Origin of the sequence: Bacillus sp. FSL H7-0578 (assembly GCF_038630855.1) — a bacterium.
GTDB lineage: Bacteria > Bacillota > Bacilli > Bacillales > Bacillaceae > Bacillus > Bacillus safensis.
Genome location: NZ_CP152045.1, coordinates 3,033,041 through 3,054,465, shown reverse-complemented (window position 1 = coordinate 3,054,465; position 21,425 = coordinate 3,033,041). Strand labels below are relative to the sequence as shown.

Annotated in this window: 20 protein-coding genes; 18 read left to right on the top strand and 2 right to left on the bottom strand. The window is 44.2% G+C overall.

Annotated features, from left to right (window positions below):
* Positions 1 to 76 precede the first annotated feature (76 nt).
* Positions 77 to 1,636, top strand: a complete 1,560-nt coding sequence (gene abc-f / locus MHB41_RS15780) for an ABC-F type ribosomal protection protein (RefSeq protein ID WP_342502613.1) — start codon at positions 77 to 79, stop codon at positions 1,634 to 1,636.
* A 15-nt stretch (positions 1,637 to 1,651) separates the two neighbouring features.
* Here the strand turns inward: abc-f and MHB41_RS15775 are convergent, their stop codons facing one another.
* A complete protein-coding gene (locus MHB41_RS15775; protein ID WP_326847894.1) occupies positions 1,652 to 3,061 on the bottom strand; it encodes a polysaccharide deacetylase family protein in 1,410 nt (469 codons plus the stop codon).
* A gap of 322 nt (positions 3,062 to 3,383) precedes the next feature.
* Between MHB41_RS15775 and MHB41_RS15770 the strand changes: the two genes are divergently transcribed.
* From MHB41_RS15770 to MHB41_RS15755, 4 genes are all read left to right on the top strand, one after another.
* Entirely contained in the window at positions 3,384 to 4,412 is a 1,029-nt protein-coding gene (locus MHB41_RS15770) for an iron ABC transporter permease (protein WP_081372098.1), read from the top strand.
* Positions 4,409 to 5,410, top strand: a complete 1,002-nt coding sequence (locus MHB41_RS15765) for an iron ABC transporter permease (protein WP_024426098.1) — start codon at positions 4,409 to 4,411, stop codon at positions 5,408 to 5,410. The genes MHB41_RS15770 and MHB41_RS15765 overlap by 4 nt, the downstream gene beginning before the upstream one ends.
* A 17-nt stretch (positions 5,411 to 5,427) precedes the next feature.
* The gene (locus MHB41_RS15760) at positions 5,428 to 6,327 is read left to right on the top strand and encodes an ABC transporter substrate-binding protein (protein ID WP_268436358.1); all 900 of its coding nucleotides are present in this window, start codon (positions 5,428 to 5,430) and stop codon (positions 6,325 to 6,327) included.
* Positions 6,328 to 6,471: 144 nt separating this feature from the next.
* Positions 6,472 to 6,696 carry a phage holin gene (locus MHB41_RS15755; RefSeq protein WP_024423530.1) on the top strand — a complete coding sequence of 75 codons (225 nt, stop codon included), beginning with the start codon at positions 6,472 to 6,474 and terminating at the stop codon, positions 6,694 to 6,696.
* A 291-nt stretch (positions 6,697 to 6,987) separates the two neighbouring features.
* Here the strand turns inward: MHB41_RS15755 and MHB41_RS15750 are convergent, their stop codons facing one another.
* Complete coding sequence (locus MHB41_RS15750; protein ID WP_034280998.1) at positions 6,988 to 7,458, bottom strand: helix-turn-helix domain-containing protein; 471 nt, start codon at positions 7,456 to 7,458, stop codon at positions 6,988 to 6,990.
* 257 nt (positions 7,459 to 7,715) lie between these two features.
* Between MHB41_RS15750 and MHB41_RS15745 the strand changes: the two genes are divergently transcribed.
* The 13 genes from MHB41_RS15745 to MHB41_RS15685 all read left to right on the top strand — a co-directional run bounded on the left by MHB41_RS15745 (position 7,716) and on the right by MHB41_RS15685 (position 21,415).
* Entirely contained in the window at positions 7,716 to 8,447 is a 732-nt protein-coding gene (locus tag MHB41_RS15745; protein WP_024423528.1) for a Wzz/FepE/Etk N-terminal domain-containing protein, read from the top strand.
* Positions 8,437 to 9,120, top strand: a complete 684-nt coding sequence (locus MHB41_RS15740; protein ID WP_024423527.1) for a CpsD/CapB family tyrosine-protein kinase — start codon at positions 8,437 to 8,439, stop codon at positions 9,118 to 9,120. Before MHB41_RS15745 ends, MHB41_RS15740 begins: the two co-directional genes overlap by 11 nt.
* Before the next feature lie 165 nt (positions 9,121 to 9,285).
* Positions 9,286 to 11,160 carry a nucleoside-diphosphate sugar epimerase/dehydratase gene (locus tag MHB41_RS15735; protein WP_268436312.1) on the top strand — a complete coding sequence of 625 codons (1,875 nt, stop codon included), beginning with the start codon at positions 9,286 to 9,288 and terminating at the stop codon, positions 11,158 to 11,160.
* Positions 11,126 to 12,274 (top strand): glycosyltransferase family 4 protein, encoded by a 1,149-nt coding sequence (locus MHB41_RS15730; RefSeq protein ID WP_340899997.1) that lies wholly within the window; start codon positions 11,126 to 11,128, stop codon positions 12,272 to 12,274. Before MHB41_RS15735 ends, MHB41_RS15730 begins: the two co-directional genes overlap by 35 nt.
* Entirely contained in the window at positions 12,267 to 13,106 is an 840-nt protein-coding gene (locus MHB41_RS15725) for a glycosyltransferase (RefSeq protein WP_061110107.1), read from the top strand. The genes MHB41_RS15730 and MHB41_RS15725 overlap by 8 nt, the downstream gene beginning before the upstream one ends.
* Entirely contained in the window at positions 13,099 to 14,229 is a 1,131-nt protein-coding gene (locus MHB41_RS15720; RefSeq protein ID WP_061110106.1) for a glycosyltransferase family 1 protein, read from the top strand. Before MHB41_RS15725 ends, MHB41_RS15720 begins: the two co-directional genes overlap by 8 nt.
* 14 nt (positions 14,230 to 14,243) lie before the next feature.
* Positions 14,244 to 15,347: an EpsG family protein gene (locus MHB41_RS15715; RefSeq protein WP_034280988.1), complete on the top strand. Its 1,104-nt coding sequence runs from the start codon at positions 14,244 to 14,246 to the stop codon at positions 15,345 to 15,347.
* Positions 15,348 to 15,374: 27 nt separating this feature from the next.
* Positions 15,375 to 16,397 (top strand): glycosyltransferase, encoded by a 1,023-nt coding sequence (locus tag MHB41_RS15710; protein WP_340899999.1) that lies wholly within the window; start codon positions 15,375 to 15,377, stop codon positions 16,395 to 16,397.
* A gap of 11 nt (positions 16,398 to 16,408) precedes the next feature.
* On the top strand, positions 16,409 to 17,431 hold the full coding sequence (locus MHB41_RS15705) for a polysaccharide pyruvyl transferase family protein (RefSeq protein WP_340900284.1): 1,023 nt from the start codon (positions 16,409 to 16,411) through the stop codon (positions 17,429 to 17,431).
* Positions 17,432 to 17,459: 28 nt separating this feature from the next.
* Positions 17,460 to 18,974 (top strand): MATE family efflux transporter, encoded by a 1,515-nt coding sequence (locus MHB41_RS15700; protein WP_340900001.1) that lies wholly within the window; start codon positions 17,460 to 17,462, stop codon positions 18,972 to 18,974.
* Positions 18,975 to 18,994: 20 nt separating this feature from the next.
* Entirely contained in the window at positions 18,995 to 19,588 is a 594-nt protein-coding gene (locus tag MHB41_RS15695) for a sugar transferase (RefSeq protein WP_029707401.1), read from the top strand.
* Entirely contained in the window at positions 19,551 to 20,237 is a 687-nt protein-coding gene (locus MHB41_RS15690; protein ID WP_340900002.1) for an acetyltransferase, read from the top strand. Before MHB41_RS15695 ends, MHB41_RS15690 begins: the two co-directional genes overlap by 38 nt.
* Positions 20,237 to 21,415 (top strand): aminotransferase class I/II-fold pyridoxal phosphate-dependent enzyme, encoded by a 1,179-nt coding sequence (locus MHB41_RS15685; protein WP_098677540.1) that lies wholly within the window; start codon positions 20,237 to 20,239, stop codon positions 21,413 to 21,415. Before MHB41_RS15690 ends, MHB41_RS15685 begins: the two co-directional genes overlap by 1 nt.
* Positions 21,416 to 21,425 lie beyond the last annotated feature (10 nt).

Below are 21,425 nucleotides of genomic sequence, written 5' to 3'. Positions count from 1 at the left end.
TTTGTACACCATTTTGCCTCCTATTCTGAGAATGGGAGGCTTTTTCATGTCTCCTGATATGAAAGGAGAGGATTGGATGTTATTAAAAGCCAATCAGTTAAAGGTATTTCGAAAAGATCGCTTGTTATTTGATATTGAGGAACTAGCCATTCATCAAGATGATCGCATTGGTCTTGTAGGGACAAATGGCAGCGGCAAAACGACTTTATTGCATGTGCTGGCGGGGCAGGAAACACCAGACAGCGGCACGGTGGCCGCCACTGCGACTTGTACCCTGCTTCCACAATTGAAACAAGGAGATGGCAGACAGAGTGGCGGTGAAATGACCCAGACTTATATTGAAAGAGCATTAAGCCGGCCGTCAGCCCTTTTATTAGCAGATGAACCGACCACTCATTTGGATACAGAGCATATTGAGTGGCTGGAAGATAAGCTGCGTCATTATCAGGGAGCTCTCATTGTTGTTTCACATGATCGTGCTTTTTTAGATGCAATATGTACGGAGATTTGGGAGCTGGATCATGGGAAGCTTCATCATTACAAAGGCAACTACACACATTTTGCACAGCAAAAAGAGCTGGCACATCGTCAGCAGGTGGAAGCGTACGAAGCCTATACACAAAAGAAAAAACAATTAGAGCATGCACTGGAAAAGAAAAAGAAAAAGGCGGACAAAGCGACAAAGCCATCCCAAAAGGTGAAATCCTCAGGACCTAAAATTGCAAAGCCCTACTATGCAAATAAGCAAAAAAAGCTGCAAAAAACAGCCAAATCCATTGAAACCAGGATGGAGAAATTAGAAAAGGTTGAGAAGGTAAAGGACATTCAGCCGATCCAAATGACTCAGCATACGATGAAGGCAGTAGCTAGCCGTACCATTTTGCGAGTGGAAAATGTAGATGGCAAGGCGGGCGATAAAGTGCTTTGGAAGCAGGCGAATGTGGAAGTGAGGGGCGGAGACAAGGTTGCCATTATCGGAAACAACGGGAGCGGCAAAACGACATTTCTCCGTATGTTAGTGAATGGACATCCCGGAGTTACTCGCTCAGAGGCCGTCAAGCTAGCGTACTTCCGTCAGGATCTTTCAGGATTGAAGGTAGATGAATCGATTTTACAAAATGCGCTGAAAGAGGCGGTTCAAGAAGAGACAGTGGTTCGAACGGTTTTGGCGAGACTAGGATTTAGAGGGGATGATGTGCATAAGCCTGTTGGCGTATTAAGCGGGGGAGAACGGGTGAAAACGATGCTTGCGTCCTTACTTGTCAGTGATGCCAATGTTCTCATGCTGGATGAACCGACGAACTTTTTAGATCTGGCCGCAGTTGAAGCACTTGAAGGTCTCTTGAAAGATTATCCAGGTACCGTTGTGTTTGTTTCCCACGATCGCAGGCTGATTGAGGAGGTTGCCACTCGTATTTTCCATATTCATGAGGAACGTATTGAAGGATTTGACGGCACATATGAAGCATATAAACAAAAGGAAGAAAAACCAGCTGTGACAAATAGAGAAGAGGAGCTTCTGTTAATTGATATGGAGCTGTCTGAAGTGCTCAGCCGTTTAAGTATTGAGCCGTCGCAAGAGCTTGAAGAGAGATTTCAAGCATTATTGAAGCAAAAAAAGTCTTTGGAGTTATAAAACAAAAACCCCTGTTTACTCTACAGGGGTTTGTTCATGTCGTTCTTTTTTTAATTGTTCAAGTTCACTCACTGTGACGAGCTGGTAGCCTTGTTTGGTGAGTTCATGGATGATCTTTACGGCTGCTTGGGCTGAGCTTTCATAAATATCGTGCATTAACACTGTTCTGCCATCGGCTGCATGTGAGAGAACGCGGTTTGTGATCTGCTGGCTGTTGCGGATTTTCCAATCCTCAGGATCAACATCCCACAAAGTGACCTTCATCCCAATTGCATGATTGATATCTTGATTTGTACCGCCATATGGCGGTCTAAAGTGCGTAGGTGTATATCCGCTCGCTTTCTCAATCAGCTGCTGGGTGTCCTTCACTTGTTTCACCGCTTCATCTAAAGACAGTCTTGTTAATAAAGGGTGATTGTAGGAATGGTTTCCGATCTCATTCCCGCCTTTTAAAATATCGGCAAGCATTCCAGGATAATATTGCACCCTGCTGCCTAATACGAAAAAGGTAGCATGTCCTTTATTTGCCTTCAGCGCATCTAAAATTTTTGAGGTTGTCGCTGGATTCGGTCCATCATCAAATGTGAGTGCGATGGCTTTTTTATTCGGGTCAAGCTTTGATTTTTGCGGCAGCTTGACGGCTTTTCTTTTTGGATTCGGTTCTTTCATTTCATTTTTATTTTTCAGTTTATCCATATATTCTGGCTTTAAAATGTCCTTCAGCAATGTCTTTTTGATCGCTAGTGTTTGCGGACCAAGATCCTCTGCGGCTACTTGAGATGCAGGGAAATAAAATTCTACATATTTGTCTTTTAAGGCAAATTGACTGAAGTTTTGAGCATCAGGGGCTGTTCCTTTTTGAAGGAGAGGCTGATCCTTAGATAAGGTTTTGTCCTTCCGAAGCTCTGTATATGTAATATAGGATAATTTCTTTAAATAATTGGTTTTAGGCAGAAATAAATCTTTTGTGTCAAGAAAGGTTTTTTTCTGAAAATCAAAGTTAATCGTGAGATGATTGGTGGTTCCATTTTGCTGGCCAGTATACGTATAGGTCGTAAAACGAATGGCAGCAGACTGCTTTGCATAATGCACCATTTCATAATCAATATTCAGTTCATAGCGTTTATGTTCATCGATATCCTTTGCTTCACTGAATGTTTTTTTGAAATGCTCTAATGCCGAATTGGCATAGCTTTGAATCTTATCATCTAGCTCTTTTTGATGAAAAAGAGGATAGTTGACTGCATATCTCATAAATTTCCCGTCATTTACGAGAGTGACAATTTCTACGTTTTTATAGTTCGTATCCTGCTTTACATTTTTCTTCTCTGTACCGCTTGCTTGTTGATTTTGAAAGAAAGCAACTGCTCCAATGACGACTGCAAGCGCAAATAGGACGATACTCCATTTTCCCTTTACTGACACAACTTTCAAATCTCCTCTCATGACGGGTCATTCTTTATTAGTTTGACATCTGTTTGTAATATTTTTATAACATTTGACTTACTTTTGTAATTTTAGAGGATATTCATGCGAAATGTCAACTATTTTCCTATTAAACTATGAGAAAAAATGATAGGCCGTTCTAAGCGGCAAAAAGAAATCTCCTTTCTCTGCTCCGCACATACCTTCATTAATTAAAAAATAGGGTGTACATTGATTTTTTAGAGGCTGGCGGCTATAATTTTGTTGATTATGATTCTCATTTTCAAACTGACTTTTAATGAAGAAAAGGATGACACCGATTTTGCAGGATAAGCGAAAACCTCAACAAAAACGATCATCACATATTCTGTTCTTTTTGATATTTTTTCTCGCCGTTATTGGTTTAGCGGCTGCCATGTTTTTTGCTGTGTCATACGGTGCAAAAACATTGTCTCTGCAAACGGTTTGGACAGCTGTATTTGACTACCAGTCGAATGTTACAGAGCAGCAGATCATCCATGAATTAAGACTCCCTCGTGTTTTAGGGGCAGCTCTAGTGGGAGCGGCGTTTGCCGTAGCGGGTGCTCTTATGCAGGGCATCACAAGAAATCCACTGGCAGATGCGGGGATTTTGGGCATTAATGGAGGTGCGATGTTTGTGGTCGCTCTCTGTTTTGCTTTTTTTCCAGGAATACCTTATTCGGCACTGATGTTTTTTTCCTTTATTGGTGCTGTGCTCAGTACGCTGCTGATCTTTGCGATTGGTGCGGCTGGCGGCGTATTGACACCGCTGCGCCTCACTGTGGCAGGAGCGGTTGTAGCCGCATTGCTTCATGCGCTCAGCTCTGGGATCGCGATTTATTTTGACCTGAGTCAGGATTTGGCTTTTTGGTATGCAGGCGGGGTAGCTGGTGTGAAATGGCCGCAGCTGACGATTCTCGCCCCGGTTATTCTGATTGTGATCGTATGGGCAATGCTATTAGGCCGGTCACTTTCCTTACTATCGCTCGGTGAGGATACAGCGGCAAATTTAGGGGTGAAAACACGGCAAGTGCGAATACTAGGAATGACTGCTGCTGTGTTATTAGCAGGAGTTTCTGTTTCAGCAGTCGGATCGATTGGGTTTGTCGGTCTTGTCATCCCTCATATTGCACGAAAGCTTGTTGGTGTAGACTATCGTTTCGTCATTCCGATGTCAGCGATACTAGGCGCCATGCTGCTTGTCTTTGCAGACCTTGCCAGCCGTACAGTCAATCCGCCAAGAGAACTTGCCATTGGGGTGATGGTGGCACTTGTTGGTGTTCCTTTCTTCTTATACATTGCCAGAAAAGAAGGGAGGAACCTGTCATGAGAGAGAAACAGCGTGCTCTTGTCGTGACACTCGTTTTGCTTTGCATGAGTGCGGCTGTTGTGCTGTATAGTTTAAATACCGGTACGCTGAAACTAAGCCCTGTCATGGTCGTCAAGACGTTATTTGGCTTTGGAGATTTTCAAAGTGAAACGGTGCTGTTTGACTATCGTCTGCCTCGAATTGTGGTGACGATGTTAGCTGGTATTGGTCTTGGCATTGCTGGCGGCATTTTGCAGAGCTTATCCCGTAACCCGCTGGCCGATCCTGGGATTATTGGATTGAATGCAGGGGCAGCCTTTGGCTTAATTGTGTTTGTGACATATTTTCACGCACTTGAAGGCAATCCGTCTCTTCTTATTCCGCTCTTTACGTTTGGCGGCGGACTGCTTGCGGCAGCTGTCATCGTGCTTCTTGCATATGACCGGCATGAAGGGCTTGTTCCTATCCGGCTGATCTTAGTTGGCATTGCGGTTGCTGCGGGGTTTAGTGCACTCACCTTATATTTGTCATTGAAGCTGGATGAAGATACATACACGTTTGCTTCAAGGTGGCTTGTGGGCAATGTATGGGGGAGAGACTGGATTCATGTGCTGGCGCTTCTGCCTTGGATTGTATGCCTTGTGCCGCTTACGCTGATGCAGACGAACACGCTCAATGCATTGACATTAGGAGATGCTGTCGCCTCAAGTGTAGGTGTACGTGTCCAGCGTAAACGTCTTCTCCTCTTGACTTTAGCGGTAGGCCTCGCGAGTGCAAGTGTTTCAATGACAGGTGGTATTGGCTTTATTGGCCTCGTCGCCCCGCATTTAGCTAGGAGGCTTGTCGGTTCACTGCATCAGTATTTTTTACCAGTTAGTGCGCTGCTTGGCTTGTTGATTTTGGTCAGTGCCGATACAATCGGACGTTCCATCTTTGCTCCAAATGCCATACCGGCGGGTGTGGTCGTGGCCTTTATCGGTGCCCCGTATTTTCTCTATTTATTAACTAAAACGAAATAAATATGAAAGAGGAACTCATCATGAAAAAACTACTAGTAATTGGATTAACGCTCTGTTTCTTGCTGCTTGCCGCTTGCGGACAACAGGAAACAAAAAATACAACAAATGAAAAGACCAATGGCACACCAAAGATTGCTTCCTTGTCTATTCATTTAACAAATGACTTGTTAGCACTCGGTATCAAACCGGCGGGCTCTGTTGTAGGAGGAGACTTAAAAGATTTCCTTCCACATGCGAAAAAGCAGCTGAGTCAGACGAAGAAGCTCGGCATTGCATCTGATCCAGATATGGAATCACTGCTTGCGTTACAACCAGATGTCATTTATGTTGATGAAGAATTAGCCGGACAAGACTTATCGAAATATAAGAAGATCGCCAAAACAGAAGTGTTTAATTTAAATGATGGCACATGGCCGGATCATTTGAAAAAAATCGCCAAACACGTCAATAAAGAAAAAGAAGCGGATCAATATATTAAGAATTACAATCAAGAAGCAAAAGAGGTCAAATCGCTCATCAAGAAAAAGATTGGAAACGGAAAAGTCATGGCGATCCGTGTGACAGCAAAGGAGCTGCGCGTATTTAGCATGAAGCGCCCAATGGGTCCTATTTTATACGAGGATTTAGGCCTGACACCTGTCGATGGTGTGAAAAAGCTGGACAGCAAGCGCCCGTTTGAAGTGATTTCTCAAGAGGTTCTTCCTGATTATGATGCTGATGCGATCTTTGTCGTTGTCAACCGTGATGATAAAGCGCAGCAGGCATTCAAGCAATTAGAAAAGACTCCGATTTGGAAGGGTCTAAAAGCAGTGAAGAAAAACCAAGTCTATCCGATTGCCGATCAGCCTTGGCTCGATTACTCAGCTCTAGGCAATAAAATGGCATTGGATGAAGCAAAAGAGATGTTTTCTAAATAAATAGCAAATGAAATCAGGCATCATTCCGCATATAGGAATGATGTCTCTTTTTTTGATTCGTTCTTCTATTCATTCGGCTGATGCATACATATGAGAGAGAACGAGCAATACCGCCCGTGAGAAGAGGAAAGGGAGGGGTTACAGTTGGAGGTTCAAAAAATTAGTGCAGGTACAATTGCAAGGCTTGTGCTGCTTTTACTGGCGCTTGTTAACAGCGCGCTAACTGCTGCAGGAAAAAGCCCAATTCCTATTGATGAAGAAGGCGTTCAGCAATTCATCACACTGGCCTTTCTGGGAATTACATCACTATGGGCCTATTGGAAAAACAATGATATAACGAAAAAAGCACGAACAAAAAAAGAAGAATAACAGAAGAAAGAGCCTTTCATGAATCAAAGGCTCTTTCAGCGTGTAGACAAACCCTCGCATTCGTTGTCAGGTCTGCGCTCCGGTGCTCACGAATGTCAAATTCGCTCCGCTCCGGTACTCGCCCTTCCTAGACTGCAAAGGTTTTCTATCACGCTGTAAAGAAGACAAAGGGCTAAAATAAAAACCATTTTAGCCCTTTGTCAACAGTCTGAAAGAGCCTTTCATAAATCAAAGGCTCTTTTTCATCGAAGCGTCAAACGCCTCTCCCCGCAATCATTCTTCCTGAAAGGCTTACGCCCGGCGTTCTCCCATGTTGTTGAGGAAAGCTTTTACTTCCTCAATGCTTAAACCAATTGCCTTCGCTTCACTCATTAGACGCTTCCACTCTGCGATATTTGAATCGGTCAGCTTTCTATGGGTGACATGTAACGACTTTTCTTCCTGCTCCTTTCGGTACGTTTGGAGCAGCTGATAGAGCTCTTCTTTAGGCATGCCTGATTGGACGGCACTCACAATATGCTCCCGCCATTCGTGTTCACTACCCTCAGCGTAATGAAACATCATCGTCTCTGCATCAAACAGCTCTTGTAAATCGATCTCTAATGAAGAGGATACCTTTTTTAAGAACTGGACAGATGGATTTCTGTGGACACCACGCTCAATTTTGCTCAAATATGACTTAGAGACATGAGCATCCTCAGCCAGCTGCTGAATCGAGTATCCTTTTCTCTTTCGGTAAATGCGTATCACCTTGCCTATCATTCGATCAATGATCTCCCTTCTCACCGGCGAATAGTTCTGCGACCTTTTCGTTCATTATAAGAAATAAATTGTTCTTTATAAAATTCAAAAACGTAAGAATCAGGAAGTAAACAAAAGAAAACGAACGATTTCGTTCTTTAAAAAGAACTATAAGACCTATTATGACATTTTTCTTTGCGGGTATTATCTTTTATAATCCAATCATTAACAAAAAGAAACCATATATAACCTTTTTATGATGAAATCGGGAGGTATCTATGAATGAGAATATAGGTTTTAAGCAGCTGTTTTCTGTCATTAAAGAGAAAATGGCCCTTCTGATCCTGATTGTCCTGATCGTAACGGGCATTTCAGCCTATTATCAGTTCTATGTCTCGACTCCTGTATATCAGGCAACCACTCAAATTCTTGTTCATAAACGCAGCAATGACGCACAAGCAGATTTAAACGATATTCAGATGAACCTTCAATATACACGTACCTTTCAAGTTTTATTAAAAAGCCCAATTGTCATTGAAAAAGTAAAAGAAACACTCCATCTCACAGAATCAGCAGAAGGACTAAAACACAAAATTGCCACAAGTACAGAAAATGAGTCTGAGGTCATCAATATTTCTGTACAAGATGAGGATCGCGCGAAGGCAGTCGCCATTGCGAATACCGCAACAGAGGTGCTGCAAGAAGAAATCAAAAAAACAATGAATATGGATCGCATTAATGTTTTGTCTGAAGCCAAGCTGTCCAACACGATTCTGATGAATTCAAGGAAGTTCGTTCATATCGTTCTGGCACTAGGCGCCTCCTTATTAGGGGGCATGACACTCATTTTCTTAATGAATTTACTCGATGATACTGTAAAACGAACACATCAAATAAGAGAAGAGATCGGATTGCCGTCGCTTGGCAGTGTCTATCAGATGCAGGCAGACAGGAGGGCCAAAAAAGACAAGCAGTCCGTCATAACGGGAGGACAGAACATTGATCTTTAAGAGGAAGAAAAGAGAAAAGAGAGATTTATCCTGTATTTCTGTATTAAATCCTCACTCTGTCATTGCGGAACAATTCCGTACGATCCGAACAAACATCGAATTCACATCGATCCAAACAAGGCTGAAATCGATATTAGTGACCTCCTCCTTGCCGAAGGAAGGGAAATCATTTACGGCTGCAAACTTAGCAGCTGTTTTTGCACAGCAGAACAAGCGGGTGCTGCTCATGGATGCTGACTTGCGAAAGCCGGCCGTCCATGAATATTTTGACTTGAGTCATCATACCGGTTTGACGAATGTGCTATTAAATAATTGCAGCTTGGAAGAAGCTATTTTACCGACACCGATTGAGCATTTAGAGCTGCTTCCAAGCGGAACCATTCCGCCGAATCCAGCTGAGCTGCTCTCCTCTTCTGTGATGAAGCAGCTCTTTTATGAGATTGAACAGCAATATGACATGGTGATTGTTGATTCCACGCCGCTTCTGCCAGTTGCAGATGCAAAGATCTTGGCGAACCGGACGGATGGAAGCATCCTCGTTGTCTTAAGCGGCAAAACAAAGATAGCTGCTGTGAAGAAATCAAAAGAAGTATTAGAGGGAACAACAAGTAAACTGCTTGGAGCTATGCTAAATGGCAAGAAAGAGAAAAAGGGCAGGCTGTATATGTATTAAAAAGATTGATAGGTGATGTCTCCTAATCTTTAACAATGGAGGCACTCGATCCTGCTGTGGGCATAACCGGTGCCTTAGATGCTCGTCATCAGTAGTGGGGTGTGAGGACGGGTTTGATGCCCATGTTACGTAAGAATAGTGATGCTTTAAAAAGGGGGAGGAGCGTTGACTTACGCCCAAAGATTATCAATTATCGTAGCACTAGATTCATATCTCATCTTAGTTGCCGTCTTTTTTGGCTTTCAATTTGTCCAAGAGGCGGCTTTAACCGTTTATACATTTGAAATGCTCGCCATTTCTTCACTCAGTCTGCTCATTGGGCACCATTTATTTGCCTGCATATTTCATGTGTACAAGCAAGTATGGGCTTATACAGGAGTAAGAGAGCTATTTTCTTTAATGAAGACCTTTGTGTGTTCTTTTTTATTTTCGATGACGATGCTGTACCTTTTCGTGCAGACATGGCCATTTCGGTTTTTATTCATCGTGTGGCTTTTTCATATCTTATTCATCGGTGCATCTCGTATGGCTTCTAGGCTATTTCATGACGGGGCAAAACGGCTTCAGGCAGAAAAGGAGCGGGCCTTAATTATTGGCGCCGGATCAGCGGGGACCATGCTCGTTCGTCAGCTTCAGCAATCGAGTGATGTACATATTGAGCCAGTCGCCTTCATCGATGATGACAAGACGAAGCATAGGCTTGAAATTATGGGTCTGCCTGTCATAGGAGGAAAAGAACAAATTCAAACAGCTGTCGTCATGATGGATATTCAGAAGATCATCATCGCCATTCCGTCCAAAAGCAGCCACACCTTAAAAGGGCTGTATAAGGAATGTGTAGCGACCGGAGTCAAAACACAGATCATGCCGGAAATGGAGCAGATTTTAAAAGGAACCCATGCGCTGAATCAATTACGGGATGTACAGCCAGAGGACTTATTAGGAAGAGAACCGATTCAATTAGATACGAGCCGTCTATCTGTACATTTAAAAGGAAAAACGATTATGGTCACAGGAGCAGGCGGATCGATTGGGTCAGAAATCTGCCGTCAAATTTGTGTGTTTGCTCCTCAAGCGATTGTACTTGTGGGACATGGAGAATTTAGCATTCATTCTATTTTACTAGAGCTGAAAGAATTATATGGAGGCAGCATCAGACTCTATCCACAAATTGCGGATATTCAAGATAAACAGAAAATGAGTGAAATCGTTGGTCAATTTCAGCCGGATATGATTTATCATGCTGCGGCACATAAGCATGTTCCGCTCATGGAGATCAGTCCGAAAGAAGCTGTGAAAAACAATATTATCGGGACAAAAAATGTCGCAGAAGCCGCACACGAGCACGGCATTGAAACATTCGTCCTCATCTCATCTGACAAAGCGGTCAACCCTGCCAATGTGATGGGAGCCACAAAGCGGTTTGCTGAAATGCTGATCATGCAAATGGGGGCAAGCAGCGAAACAAAATTTGTTGCCGTTCGATTTGGAAATGTACTCGGAAGCAGAGGGAGCGTCATCCCTATTTTTAAGAAACAAATCGAGCAAGGCGGGCCGGTGACGGTCACGCACCCAGCCATGACAAGATATTTTATGACCATCCCAGAAGCATCAAGGCTTGTGATTCAGGCAGGTGCACTGGCAGAAGGAAGACAGATTTTTGTTTTAGATATGGGGGAGCCAGTGAAAATCGTGGACCTCGCAGAAAACCTCATTCACCTCTCAGGCTACACCACAGACCAGATTCCAATCACTTTCACAGGCATTCGTCCTGGAGAGAAAATGTACGAGGAATTACTCAACCAGCATGAAAAAGCACAGGAGCAAATCTTCCCGAAAATTCATATCGGCCATGCGCTGGATGGTGACCCATATGTGCTGAACCGTTTTATCCATGAATTTGACATGATGAATGAAGAGCAGATGAGACAAGCATTATTTGCTGCCATTGAGTCGCATGATATGTTGTCCGATCAGATGACACGAGAGGAGGAAGCGCTTGCCAATGAAGAAAAAAGTCTTGTTTTGCGCAACGGTTGATTATCACTTTAAGGCCTTTCATCTTCCGTATTTCCGGTGGTTTCAGGAACAAGGATGGGAAGTGCATACAGCGGCAAACGGCCAGCTGAAGCTGCCCTATGTGAATCAAGCTCACTCAATTCCGATTCAGCGCTCTCCTTTTCATGTACGCAACCGGCTTGCGTATGTAGAACTGAAGAAGCTGTTAGCGAAAGAGCGCTATGATTTCATCCATTGCCACACACCAATGGGAAGTGTCATTGGCAGGCTCGCAGCCAAAGGTACGCGCAAAAAAGGAACGAAGGTTCTTTACACGGCACATGGCTTTCACTTTTGGCAGGGGGCGCCGCTTCAAAACTGGCTTCTCTATTATCCAATAGAGAGATTTCTCGCCCGCTATACAGACGCTCTGATCACCATTAATGGAGAAGATTTTAAAAGAGCCGACCGTCTATCAAAAGAACGGACATCTGTTTATTATGTGCCCGGTATGGGTGTGGATATGAAGCGGTTCGCACCTGTCGATGAAAAAGAGAAGCAGAGCCTTCGCGCAGCCTATGGCTTTTCCTCGGAAGATTTTATCGTGCTGTGTGCTGGTGAATTAAATACGAATAAAAATCAAGGGATGCTCATCAAAGCATGTGCACAGCTGTCTAGGAAAATACCAAATATAAAGATCGTATTTGCCGGGGAAGGGACAATGAGGCCGAACTATGAAAAGCTTACCCGCCAGCTCCATCTTGAAAATCATGTCCACTTTGCTGGGTTTTGCAAACAAATGGAGGAATGGATGCATATGAGCGATGTATGTGTTTCCACCAGCTTGAGAGAAGGGCTCGGCATGAACCTGCTTGAAGCGATGTCTGCAGAAAAACCTGTGATCGCAACGGAGAATAGAGGACATTGTGAGCTTGTCAAACATGGCGTCAATGGTTTTTTAGTTAAACCGCAAGATGTGAATAGTTTAGCTGATTACTTGCAGCAGCTCTACGACAAAAAAGATCAGCTGCCCCTCATGGGGAAAGCGGGACGCTCTATGGCTCATGCATTTGCACAGGAGCAGACGGTCAGTGCAATGGAAGAAATTTATACAATCTATATGGATCAAGCAGAGAAGGTGATACAGCATGCATAAACCAAAGGTGTCTATGATCATGGGCGTCTACAATTGCCAAGAGACAGTAGAAGAAAGCATTGAATCTATTCTTCATCAAACATATGAAAACTGGGAGCTCATCATATGTGATGACGCATCAACAGATGGCACTTATGAGAAAGTGCTGTCTTATACAAAACGACATCCTGAAAGAATTCGCCTGATCCGCAATAAACAAAATCAAAGACTCGCTGCCAGTCTCAATCGCTGCCTGGCTGAAGCGAGGGGAGAGTTGATTGCAAGGCAGGATGGCGACGATCTATCAGTGCCTGTTCGTTTAGAAAAACAGGTTCATTTCCTCGATACATATCCTGAATATGATGTGGTTGGTACGGCGATGACAGTTTTTGATGAATCTGGAACAAAGGGTGTACGGGCACTTGTTTCAGAGCCCGATCGGAAGGTGATGGCAAGAGGGACTCCTTTTTGTCATGGGACCATTATGATGAGGGCTTCTGCTTACAAGGCTTTACATGGATATCGCTCTGTGAAAACAACAAGGCGGATGGAAGATATCGATCTTTGGATCCGCTTTTTTGCTGCTGGGAGAAAAGGCTTTAATTTACAAGATCCGTTATATCTGGTGAGAGAGGATGATGCGGCTTTTCAGCGGCGGAAGTTTCGATATTCGATAGATAATGCCTGGCTCGTTTTGAAAGCATGCTGGCTATTAAAGCTGTCGCCGCTTGACTATTTATTTGCTCTAAAGCCGGTGGTCCGTGCCTTCTTGTCACCGAAGATCATGAAGCTTTATCATCGCCGGAAGCTGGCGTCGTCTATGCTGAAGAGGAGGGCGGTTCGGGATGAGTGAGCCAAAGCGCGTGCTTCATATTGTGGGCGGGATGAACCGCGGCGGAGCTGAAACGATGATTATGAACATTTATCGTGCACTCGACAGGAATGTCCTTCAATTTGATTTCATTACCCACCGGCAGGACGTCTGTGATTATGATGAGGAAATTCGCCGGCTTGGGGGACGCATCTTTTACGTCCCAAGTATTGGGGCGTCCTCTCCGGTTGCTTTTGTGAAAACATTGACCAAGACAATTAGGCAAACAGGGCCCTATCAGGCAGTGCATGCACATACGGATTTTCAGACAGGCTTCTCCGCACTTGCTGCCAAACTAGCGGGGGTGAAGGTGCGCATTTGCCATTCACATAATACAGCGTGGAAGCCGTCACCAAACTGGCTGGATCATATGATGCTCAAAGGGTTTCGCCAGCTGATCTTTACATTCTCTACACAGCTTGTTGCATGCGGCAAGGATGCCGGTGTCTTTTTATTTGGACAGAAAAAAATGCAGAACGGGCAAGTTGAGGTGCTGCCAAATGGGATTGATTTATCCCTTTTTTTTCAGCCCAATCCAGAAGAAAAGGCGGAGATCAAAAAGCACCTCCATCTTCGCGAAAAAAACATGGTCATTGGTCATATTGGGCGGTTCCATGAGCAAAAAAATCATGTTTTTTTTATGGAGCTGGCACAGACCTTAAAGAAGCAAGGGGTTTCATTTCAGCTTGTCCTCGTAGGGGATGGACCGCTGAAGCAAGTAGTCGAATCGTATGCGGAGAAGGCAGGCTTGATGGATGACGTTGTCTTTACAGGTGTCGTATCAGACGTTCCACAGTATATGAAAGCATTTGATGTATTTGTGATGCCTTCCTTGTTTGAAGGTCTTCCGCTTGTATTAGTGGAAGCCCAGGCGTCTGGTCTGCCTTGTGTGATTTCAGATCATATTACAGAGGAAGTAGATTTAGGCTGCGGGCTTGTGAAAAGGAAGTCGCTGCGAGATTCCGCGCATGAATGGATGAAGGCGGTGCTTGAAGCATATCATGAAGAACCTCCTCTTCAAGAAACCATTACCTCTCAGCTTGAAAAAAGAGGATTTGATGTGAAACAGAATATTACACGTGTGATGAATCTATATGGACTGTAAGGAAGGAAGAGCAGATGGCGGTTTATTTGGTGAACATGATCATGGTCTATTTATGGTCGAGCTTTGCCGCATTCTACGGCAGGCGTGATGATACCATTCAAAGCGGATGGCGGCCTAATAAGCTTCTGGTGTTTTTTCCGTTTCTGTTTCTTTGTATCGTAGCTGGTATTCGGTATAAAGTAGGAACCGATTTTGTCACATATGGCCAGATGTATGAGTTCTCCATCAATTACGAAAAGCCTTGGCATATATTTGGATTCGGTGTGGATAAGGCCGCAACGGATCCAGGGTTTACGTTTATTTTATGGATGCTTAATCAACTGTCTCATGATCCGCAAATCATGTATATCTCAGTCGGGGCCATTACTTATTTTTTTATCATAAAGACGCTTATTCAATATGGCCGTCCATTTGAGCTGAGTATGCTGCTTTTTCTTGGGACCTTTCATTATTATGCGTCATTTAATGGCATGCGTCAGTATATGGTGGCAGCGATTCTTTTTTATGCCGTCCGGTTGGTGATCAATGGACAGTGGAAATTGTATTTTCCGCTCGTCCTTGTATGTTCATTGTTTCATTCATCCGCTCTCATCATGATTCCTGTGTATTTTATTGTGAGAACAAAGGCTTGGTCTTGGATGATGCTGGTCTTATGCCTGGTGTTCTTAGGCTTAACCGCTCTTTATGACCGTTTTGTCTCAGTGTTTGTCGTGATGCTGCAAGGCAGTTCATATGGTCATTACGAGGAATGGCTCACAACGAATACGAATGGAATGAATGTGACAAAAATCGGTGTCTTGATTTTGCCGCTTCTGCTTGCTTTTTTTTATCGAAAACGACTTCGTGAGCTGACGCCTGAGAGTGATTACATTGTGAATTTTTGTTTGCTTGGTTTCTTGTTTGGCATCCTTGCAACGAAGGATGTCATTTATGCAAGATTTCATATTTATTTTGGCTTGTATCAGCTCATTTTACTGCCATATTTCACACGCATTTTTGATCAGCGGTCTAATGTGTTTATGTATGTAGGGATTGCTGTTTGCTATATTCTGTACAGCATCATGCTGATGCCGTTTGATTCTTCGGTTTTGCCGTATAGAACGATATTTACAAAGTAGATTTGAAGAAAGGTGGGGCATGCTGTAATGCCAGCTATCAGTCTATTGGTCGCAGTTTACAATACGAGTCAATATGTGGAGCAATGTCTTCAATCAATTGCAGATCAAAGCTTTTCTGATATAGAAGTCATTCTTATCAATGATGGATCGACCGACCGCAGCGGTGAATGGCTTGAAGCATTTGCTGAGCGTGATGAGCGTTTCCGGGTAATCCATCAACCCAATCAAGGGTTAGGCGCTGTGAGAAACCGGGGCATCGAGGAAGCGAAGGGGACGTATCTCGCCTTTGTGGATTCAGATGATATTCTCGCTCCTCATTACTGTGAAGCTATGTATGAAAAAGCCGAAATGACCGGGGCAGATCTTATTGTGAGCGAGTATTGGATTCAATTTGAACAGTCAAAGCGAACGATAGGAACGACGCTGTTAGACAAGCGCTCAGCCGAAAAAACGGATTTAATCAAAGCGTTATTACACGGAGACTTGACTGGATTCTCATGGAATAAGCTGTATCGGCGTGCCTTTATGGAGGAACACCACATTCGATTTCCGCTGCGGGGTGAGCTTGAGAACATTGAAGATCAATATGTGACGCTGCGCTGTTTTTCTTTATCACGCAGCATCGCCTTTGTTCATGAGCCTCTTTATTATTACAGGGTTCATCTGTCATCTATTGTACAGCGATATCAGAAGCAGTATTTTCATCATGGACTGACCTTTTATCATGCACAGCGCTCTTTTTTAAAAGAGCATGATGACATCTCTCTGTATGAGAAAGCATTAGACTTTTTTATCGTCAATCATACGCTTCATTGTATGCTCAACGAATGGAAGAGCCAAAATGATCTCTCTATTCAGGAAAAGCTTGATCACATGCGTGAAATGGTCACACATGATGCCTTTCAGCATGCCGTCAAACAAGTGGAACCATCGAAGCTCACAGTACGAAAGCGAATGATTTTATTTCTTGCTAAGTGCCGATTGGTTTATCCGCTTTCTGCCGCGGCTTCTAGCTATCAAAAATGGATCGAATATCAGACAAGGAAATAGGGGTGATGGGATTGACAGTGCAGCAATTGAAGGCAAAAACCGCAGAGTGGCTGCTCTTAAAGGTCAAATATCCGCTTGAGTATAAACTGAGCCGCCAAAGGCTGCCAGAGCTGAGTCATCAGAAGAAAATCATTCTCACGCTGCTGCCGGGCCATGATAATTTAGGGGATCATGCGATTGCCTATGCGAGTTATTGTTTTTTAAAGAAACACTTTCCAGCCTATGACATCATAGAAGTGGACATGAAAGAGATCTATCGCCTTGCCCGTCCGCTAAAGCGCAGCCGGCATCCAGAAGACATCGTCTGTATGATCGGTGGGGGCAATATGGGGGATTTATACCGGTACGAAGAATGGACGAGACAATTTATCATCAAGACCTTCAAGTCCTATCCCATGATCCAACTGCCTGCTACTGTACATTTTACAGAAACAAAGAGAGGGAAACGAGAGGAACAGCGCGCCATTCACACGTATAGTCAGCATCCAAGACTGCTCCTCATGGCAAGAGATCAAACAACCTATGAATGGATGAAGCTTCACTTTCCTGATCAAGATGTGTGGAAACAGCCTGATATGGTGCTGTCATTAGACGAATCATCAAAGGATGAAACACGTGAAGGGGTTCTGCTTTGTCTGCGTGAGGATCAAGAAGCATATCTCACAAAGGAGGAGCGCCAGCAGCTGCAGCAGCATATCCAAGAGACATATGATCAAGTCGGTTTGATTACAACGACAATTGGTAGACGAGTCGATCGAACAACTCGCTTAGAGGAGTTAACGTCTTTGTGGACGGAGTTAAAACAAGCGCAAGTCGTCGTGACAGATCGTCTGCATGGCATGATCTTTTGTGCGATCACTCATACACCGTGTGTTGTCCTTAGATCGTTTGATCATAAGGTGATGGAAGGATTTGAGTGGGTGGCTCACCTTCCGTTTATGACCCTTTTAAAAGAACCAAATGAGGCCGCTGTGAAAGAGGCCGTTCATCAGTTGATGAAAACAAGCGGTCAAAAGGGAGAGGAAGCTGGATGAGGGCTCTTAAACGCTGCGTGAAAGCACAATGAATCGAGCGTTTCTTTATAATGCCAGTGCGAACTTAATCACGTTTGTCCTGATGATGCTTATGTCTGTTTGTTTAACACCTTATATTGTTCATACGCTTGGAGTGGAAGCATTCGGCTTAATCCATCTGACGCAAAATATGATCAACTATTTATCGGTCATTACGGCTTCGTTAAGTGCGGTTGTTGTGCGATTTTTTTCTGTGGCGGCTCATAAAGGAGAGATGGAGAAGGCGCAGCGCTATCTCGCTTCCTATTTCGTCAGTTCGTTTTTACTATCTATTAGTCTCTTTTTGCTTTGTCTTTTCGTGTCTCATCAGCTGGTTGAATGGCTTCATGTGCCTGTTCATCTCGTGAAAGACACACAGACCGCCTTTATTTTAGGGGGTCTTTTATTTATGCTCAATTTCGTCATGTCTGGCATTGGGGCTGCACCGTTTTATGCGAATAAGCTCTATGTATCAAGTATTGGACAGGCGATTCAAATGTTTTTGAGGGCGCTGATGATTGTCATCCTGTTTACATGGACGACACCAGCCATTTGGCATATCCCGCTTGCGGCCGTCATTGGAAGCTTAGCAGCTATGGGAATCGGTATCTATTATTTTAAGAAACTCATCCCTTGGTTTTCGTTTAAGTGGCGGCACGTCTCATTATCGTCTAGTCTCACTCTTGTTCGATCAGGGGTCTGGCATTCATTTGAGCAAATGGGGATATTGCTGTTTTTACAAATTGATTTATTGATGACCAACTTGCTCATTGGAGCGGAAGCGACGGGCCAATATGCGGCAATTTTACAGTTTCCATTATTATTACGCACACTGGCAGGGACATTGGCCGTTGTGTTTGCACCAACGATCACGAAATTTTATTCGAATCAGGACAAAGAGGGACTCATTCAATATGCTGCAAACGCCATTAAGTGGAGCGGCTTATTTGTTGCGTTCCCAGCCGCACTTCTAGGAGGTCTCGCTGGTCCGCTCATGCTTTTATGGCTTGGGCCTGCTTTTGAGGAGCTGAAATGGCTTCTCATGATTCATGCGGCTTATTTATGTTTGACCTTGATGTTTTTACCGCTCACATATGTGCCGACCGTGTTTAATCGATTGAAAGTTCCTGCAGTTGTCACCCTTATATTAGGTGTGTCTAATGTGCTTTTTGCCTATGGATTGACTCATCTGCTACAGCTTGGTTTATATGGCATTGCATCAGCGGGGGCAATGGTTTTATTGATTAAAAATATTGTGTTTCTGCCATTTTATACGGCCAGGATCACGAATCAGAAACGCACTATCTTTTACAAGCATACACTGGTTCCACTTGCTGGAGGGCTATTTATTTGGGGCATCTGTGCGGGGATTCAGGCGGTATATAACGTGACTTCATGGTGGGAGCTGTTTTGTATTGGAGGGCTTTGTTTCATTCTCTATATGGGCTACTTGTATCTGTTTGCAGGAACGAAACGAGAGCGGATGCAGCTGATGCGTAAGGTAAAACATGCGGTCTCCCGCTAATATGAAAAGGAGATGCAATGATGAAAAGAATGATAGATGTGATGGTGGCATTGACGCTGCTCATCGCAGGCAGTCTTCTTTTTCTTCTCATCTATGGACTGATTAGATGGAAAATTGGAACGCCTGTGGTGTTTCGGCAGAAGCGGCCTGGTTTGTATGGCCGGCCTTTTATGCTATATAAATTTCGGACGATGACCGATGAACGCGATGAACATGGGGTGCTGCTGCCAGATCATCTGCGATTAACAAAAACCGGTGCCTTGATTCGAAAGCTTAGTCTTGATGAATTGCCGCAGCTTGTCAATGTACTCAAAGGAGAGCTTAGTCTTGTCGGGCCAAGACCGCTTTTAATGGAGTATTTGCCTATGTATACAGAAGAACAAGCAAGGCGTCATCTTGTGAAGCCCGGCATAACAGGATGGGCACAGGTGAACGGCCGGAACACGCTTTCCTGGGAGGAGAAATTCACCTATGACCTTTGGTATGTCGAGCATCAATCGTTTTGGCTCGATATGAAAATTTTATGGATGACCTTGCTGAAAGTCATGAAAACAGAGGGGGTGCAGCAGCCGGATCATGCCACAGCTGAAAAATTTAAAGGAACCGATATGTAAGAAGCAAACCATTGGTTTAATTGGGGCCGGAGGACATAGCAAAGTCATTCAAGATCTCATTTTTGCACATGCCGATTACTCATTATATGCGGTATTAGATGATCATTTTGAAGAGGCGATCACTCAAAGCGGGATTTTGTATGGACCGATCTCCATGAGTGAGCAGCTGAGAGAGACAATGCCTCATATGAAATGGCTGATTGCGATCGGACAAAATGAGATCAGACAGCTCATGAAGGAACGCCTCTCATTTGAAGACACAGCATATGCCACACTCATTCACCCAGAGGCGGTCATGAGTCCGTCATCTGTCATTGGAAGGGGGACTGTTGTGATGGCAAGGGCAGTGGTTCAAGCAGATGCAGCCATCGGTGAGCATACGATTATAAATACAGGGTCTATCACCGAGCATGACTGTATACTCGAATCGTTTGTGCACCTGTCACCAGGCGCGGTGCTGACTGGCGGTGTATCCGTGCGGGAAGGTGCCCATATTGGGGCTGGTGCCGTGGTGACACCGGGTATAACGATCGGAAGCTGGACGGTCATTGGCGCTGGAGCGGCAGTGACAAGAGATATACATGATCAGAAGGTCGCTGTAGGAATTCCTGCAATAGAAATCAAAGATCGGAGAGAAGGTGGGAAGTGATGAAAGAAAGGAAGCGAATTTACTTATCCCCTCCGCATATGAGCGGAAAAGAGACTTTCAAAATAGAGGAAGCTTTCAAGAGCAACTGGATTGCGCCGCTTGGACCGCTTGTGAATGAATTTGAACAGGCAGTGGCGGACTATGCAGGAGTGAAGACAGGAGCGGCTTTATCCTCAGGAACAGCAGCGATTCACCTTGCTTTAAAGCTGATAGGTGTGCAAAAAGGAGACATTGTCTTTTGTTCCACCCTCACGTTTGTTGCAACGGCAAATCCGATTTTATATGAACAAGCAGAGCCCGTTTTTATTGATTCTGAAAGGGAGACATGGAATATGTGCCCGCTTGCTTTAGAGAAAGCCTTAGTTGAATCAAAACGTCTTGGGAAAAAACCTCGTGCGGTCATCGTTGTCCATTTATATGGGCAAAGTGCAAAAATGGACGAGATCATGGCTCTGTGTGAAGCATATGATGTACCAGTCATTGAGGATGCCGCTGAATCGTTAGGTGCGCTTTATAAAGGAAGAAAAAGCGGCTCAATGGGCAGGTTCGGTATCTATTCTTTTAATGGAAATAAAATCATTACAACATCAGGGGGCGGAATGCTTGTGAGTGATGATGAAGCTGCGATTGAACGATGCCGCTTTCTTGCTTCACAGGCCAGAGAACAAGCGATGCACTATGAGCATCAAGAGATGGGATACAACTATCGTATGAGCAACCTCTTAGCAGGAGTCGGGATTGCTCAAATGGAAGTGCTGGACGAGCGTGTTGAACAAAAGCGCCGCATTTTTCAGCGTTATCAGGACGCTTTATCAGAAGTAGAGGGTGTTCATTTGATGCCAGAATATCAAGAAACGAAATCCAACCGCTGGCTGACGGCATTGACCATTGATCGTGACACACAATTGTCTCCAGCAGATATCATTGGTGCTTTAGAAAAAGAACAAATCGAAGCAAGGCATGTATGGAAGCCGCTGCACCAGCAGCCGCTCTTTCGTCACTGCCCTTTTTATACTGCGGAAAAAGGCACTCCTGTATCTGAGCTGTTATTTGAGCGGGGGCTTTGTCTTCCGTCTGGAACGAGCATGACAGATGCAGATCAGGAGCGTATCATCCATATACTCCATGACATGCTGCGAGAAAAAACATTTACCTCTTCACAGGCTGCTCATTCGTAAGCAGCCTGCC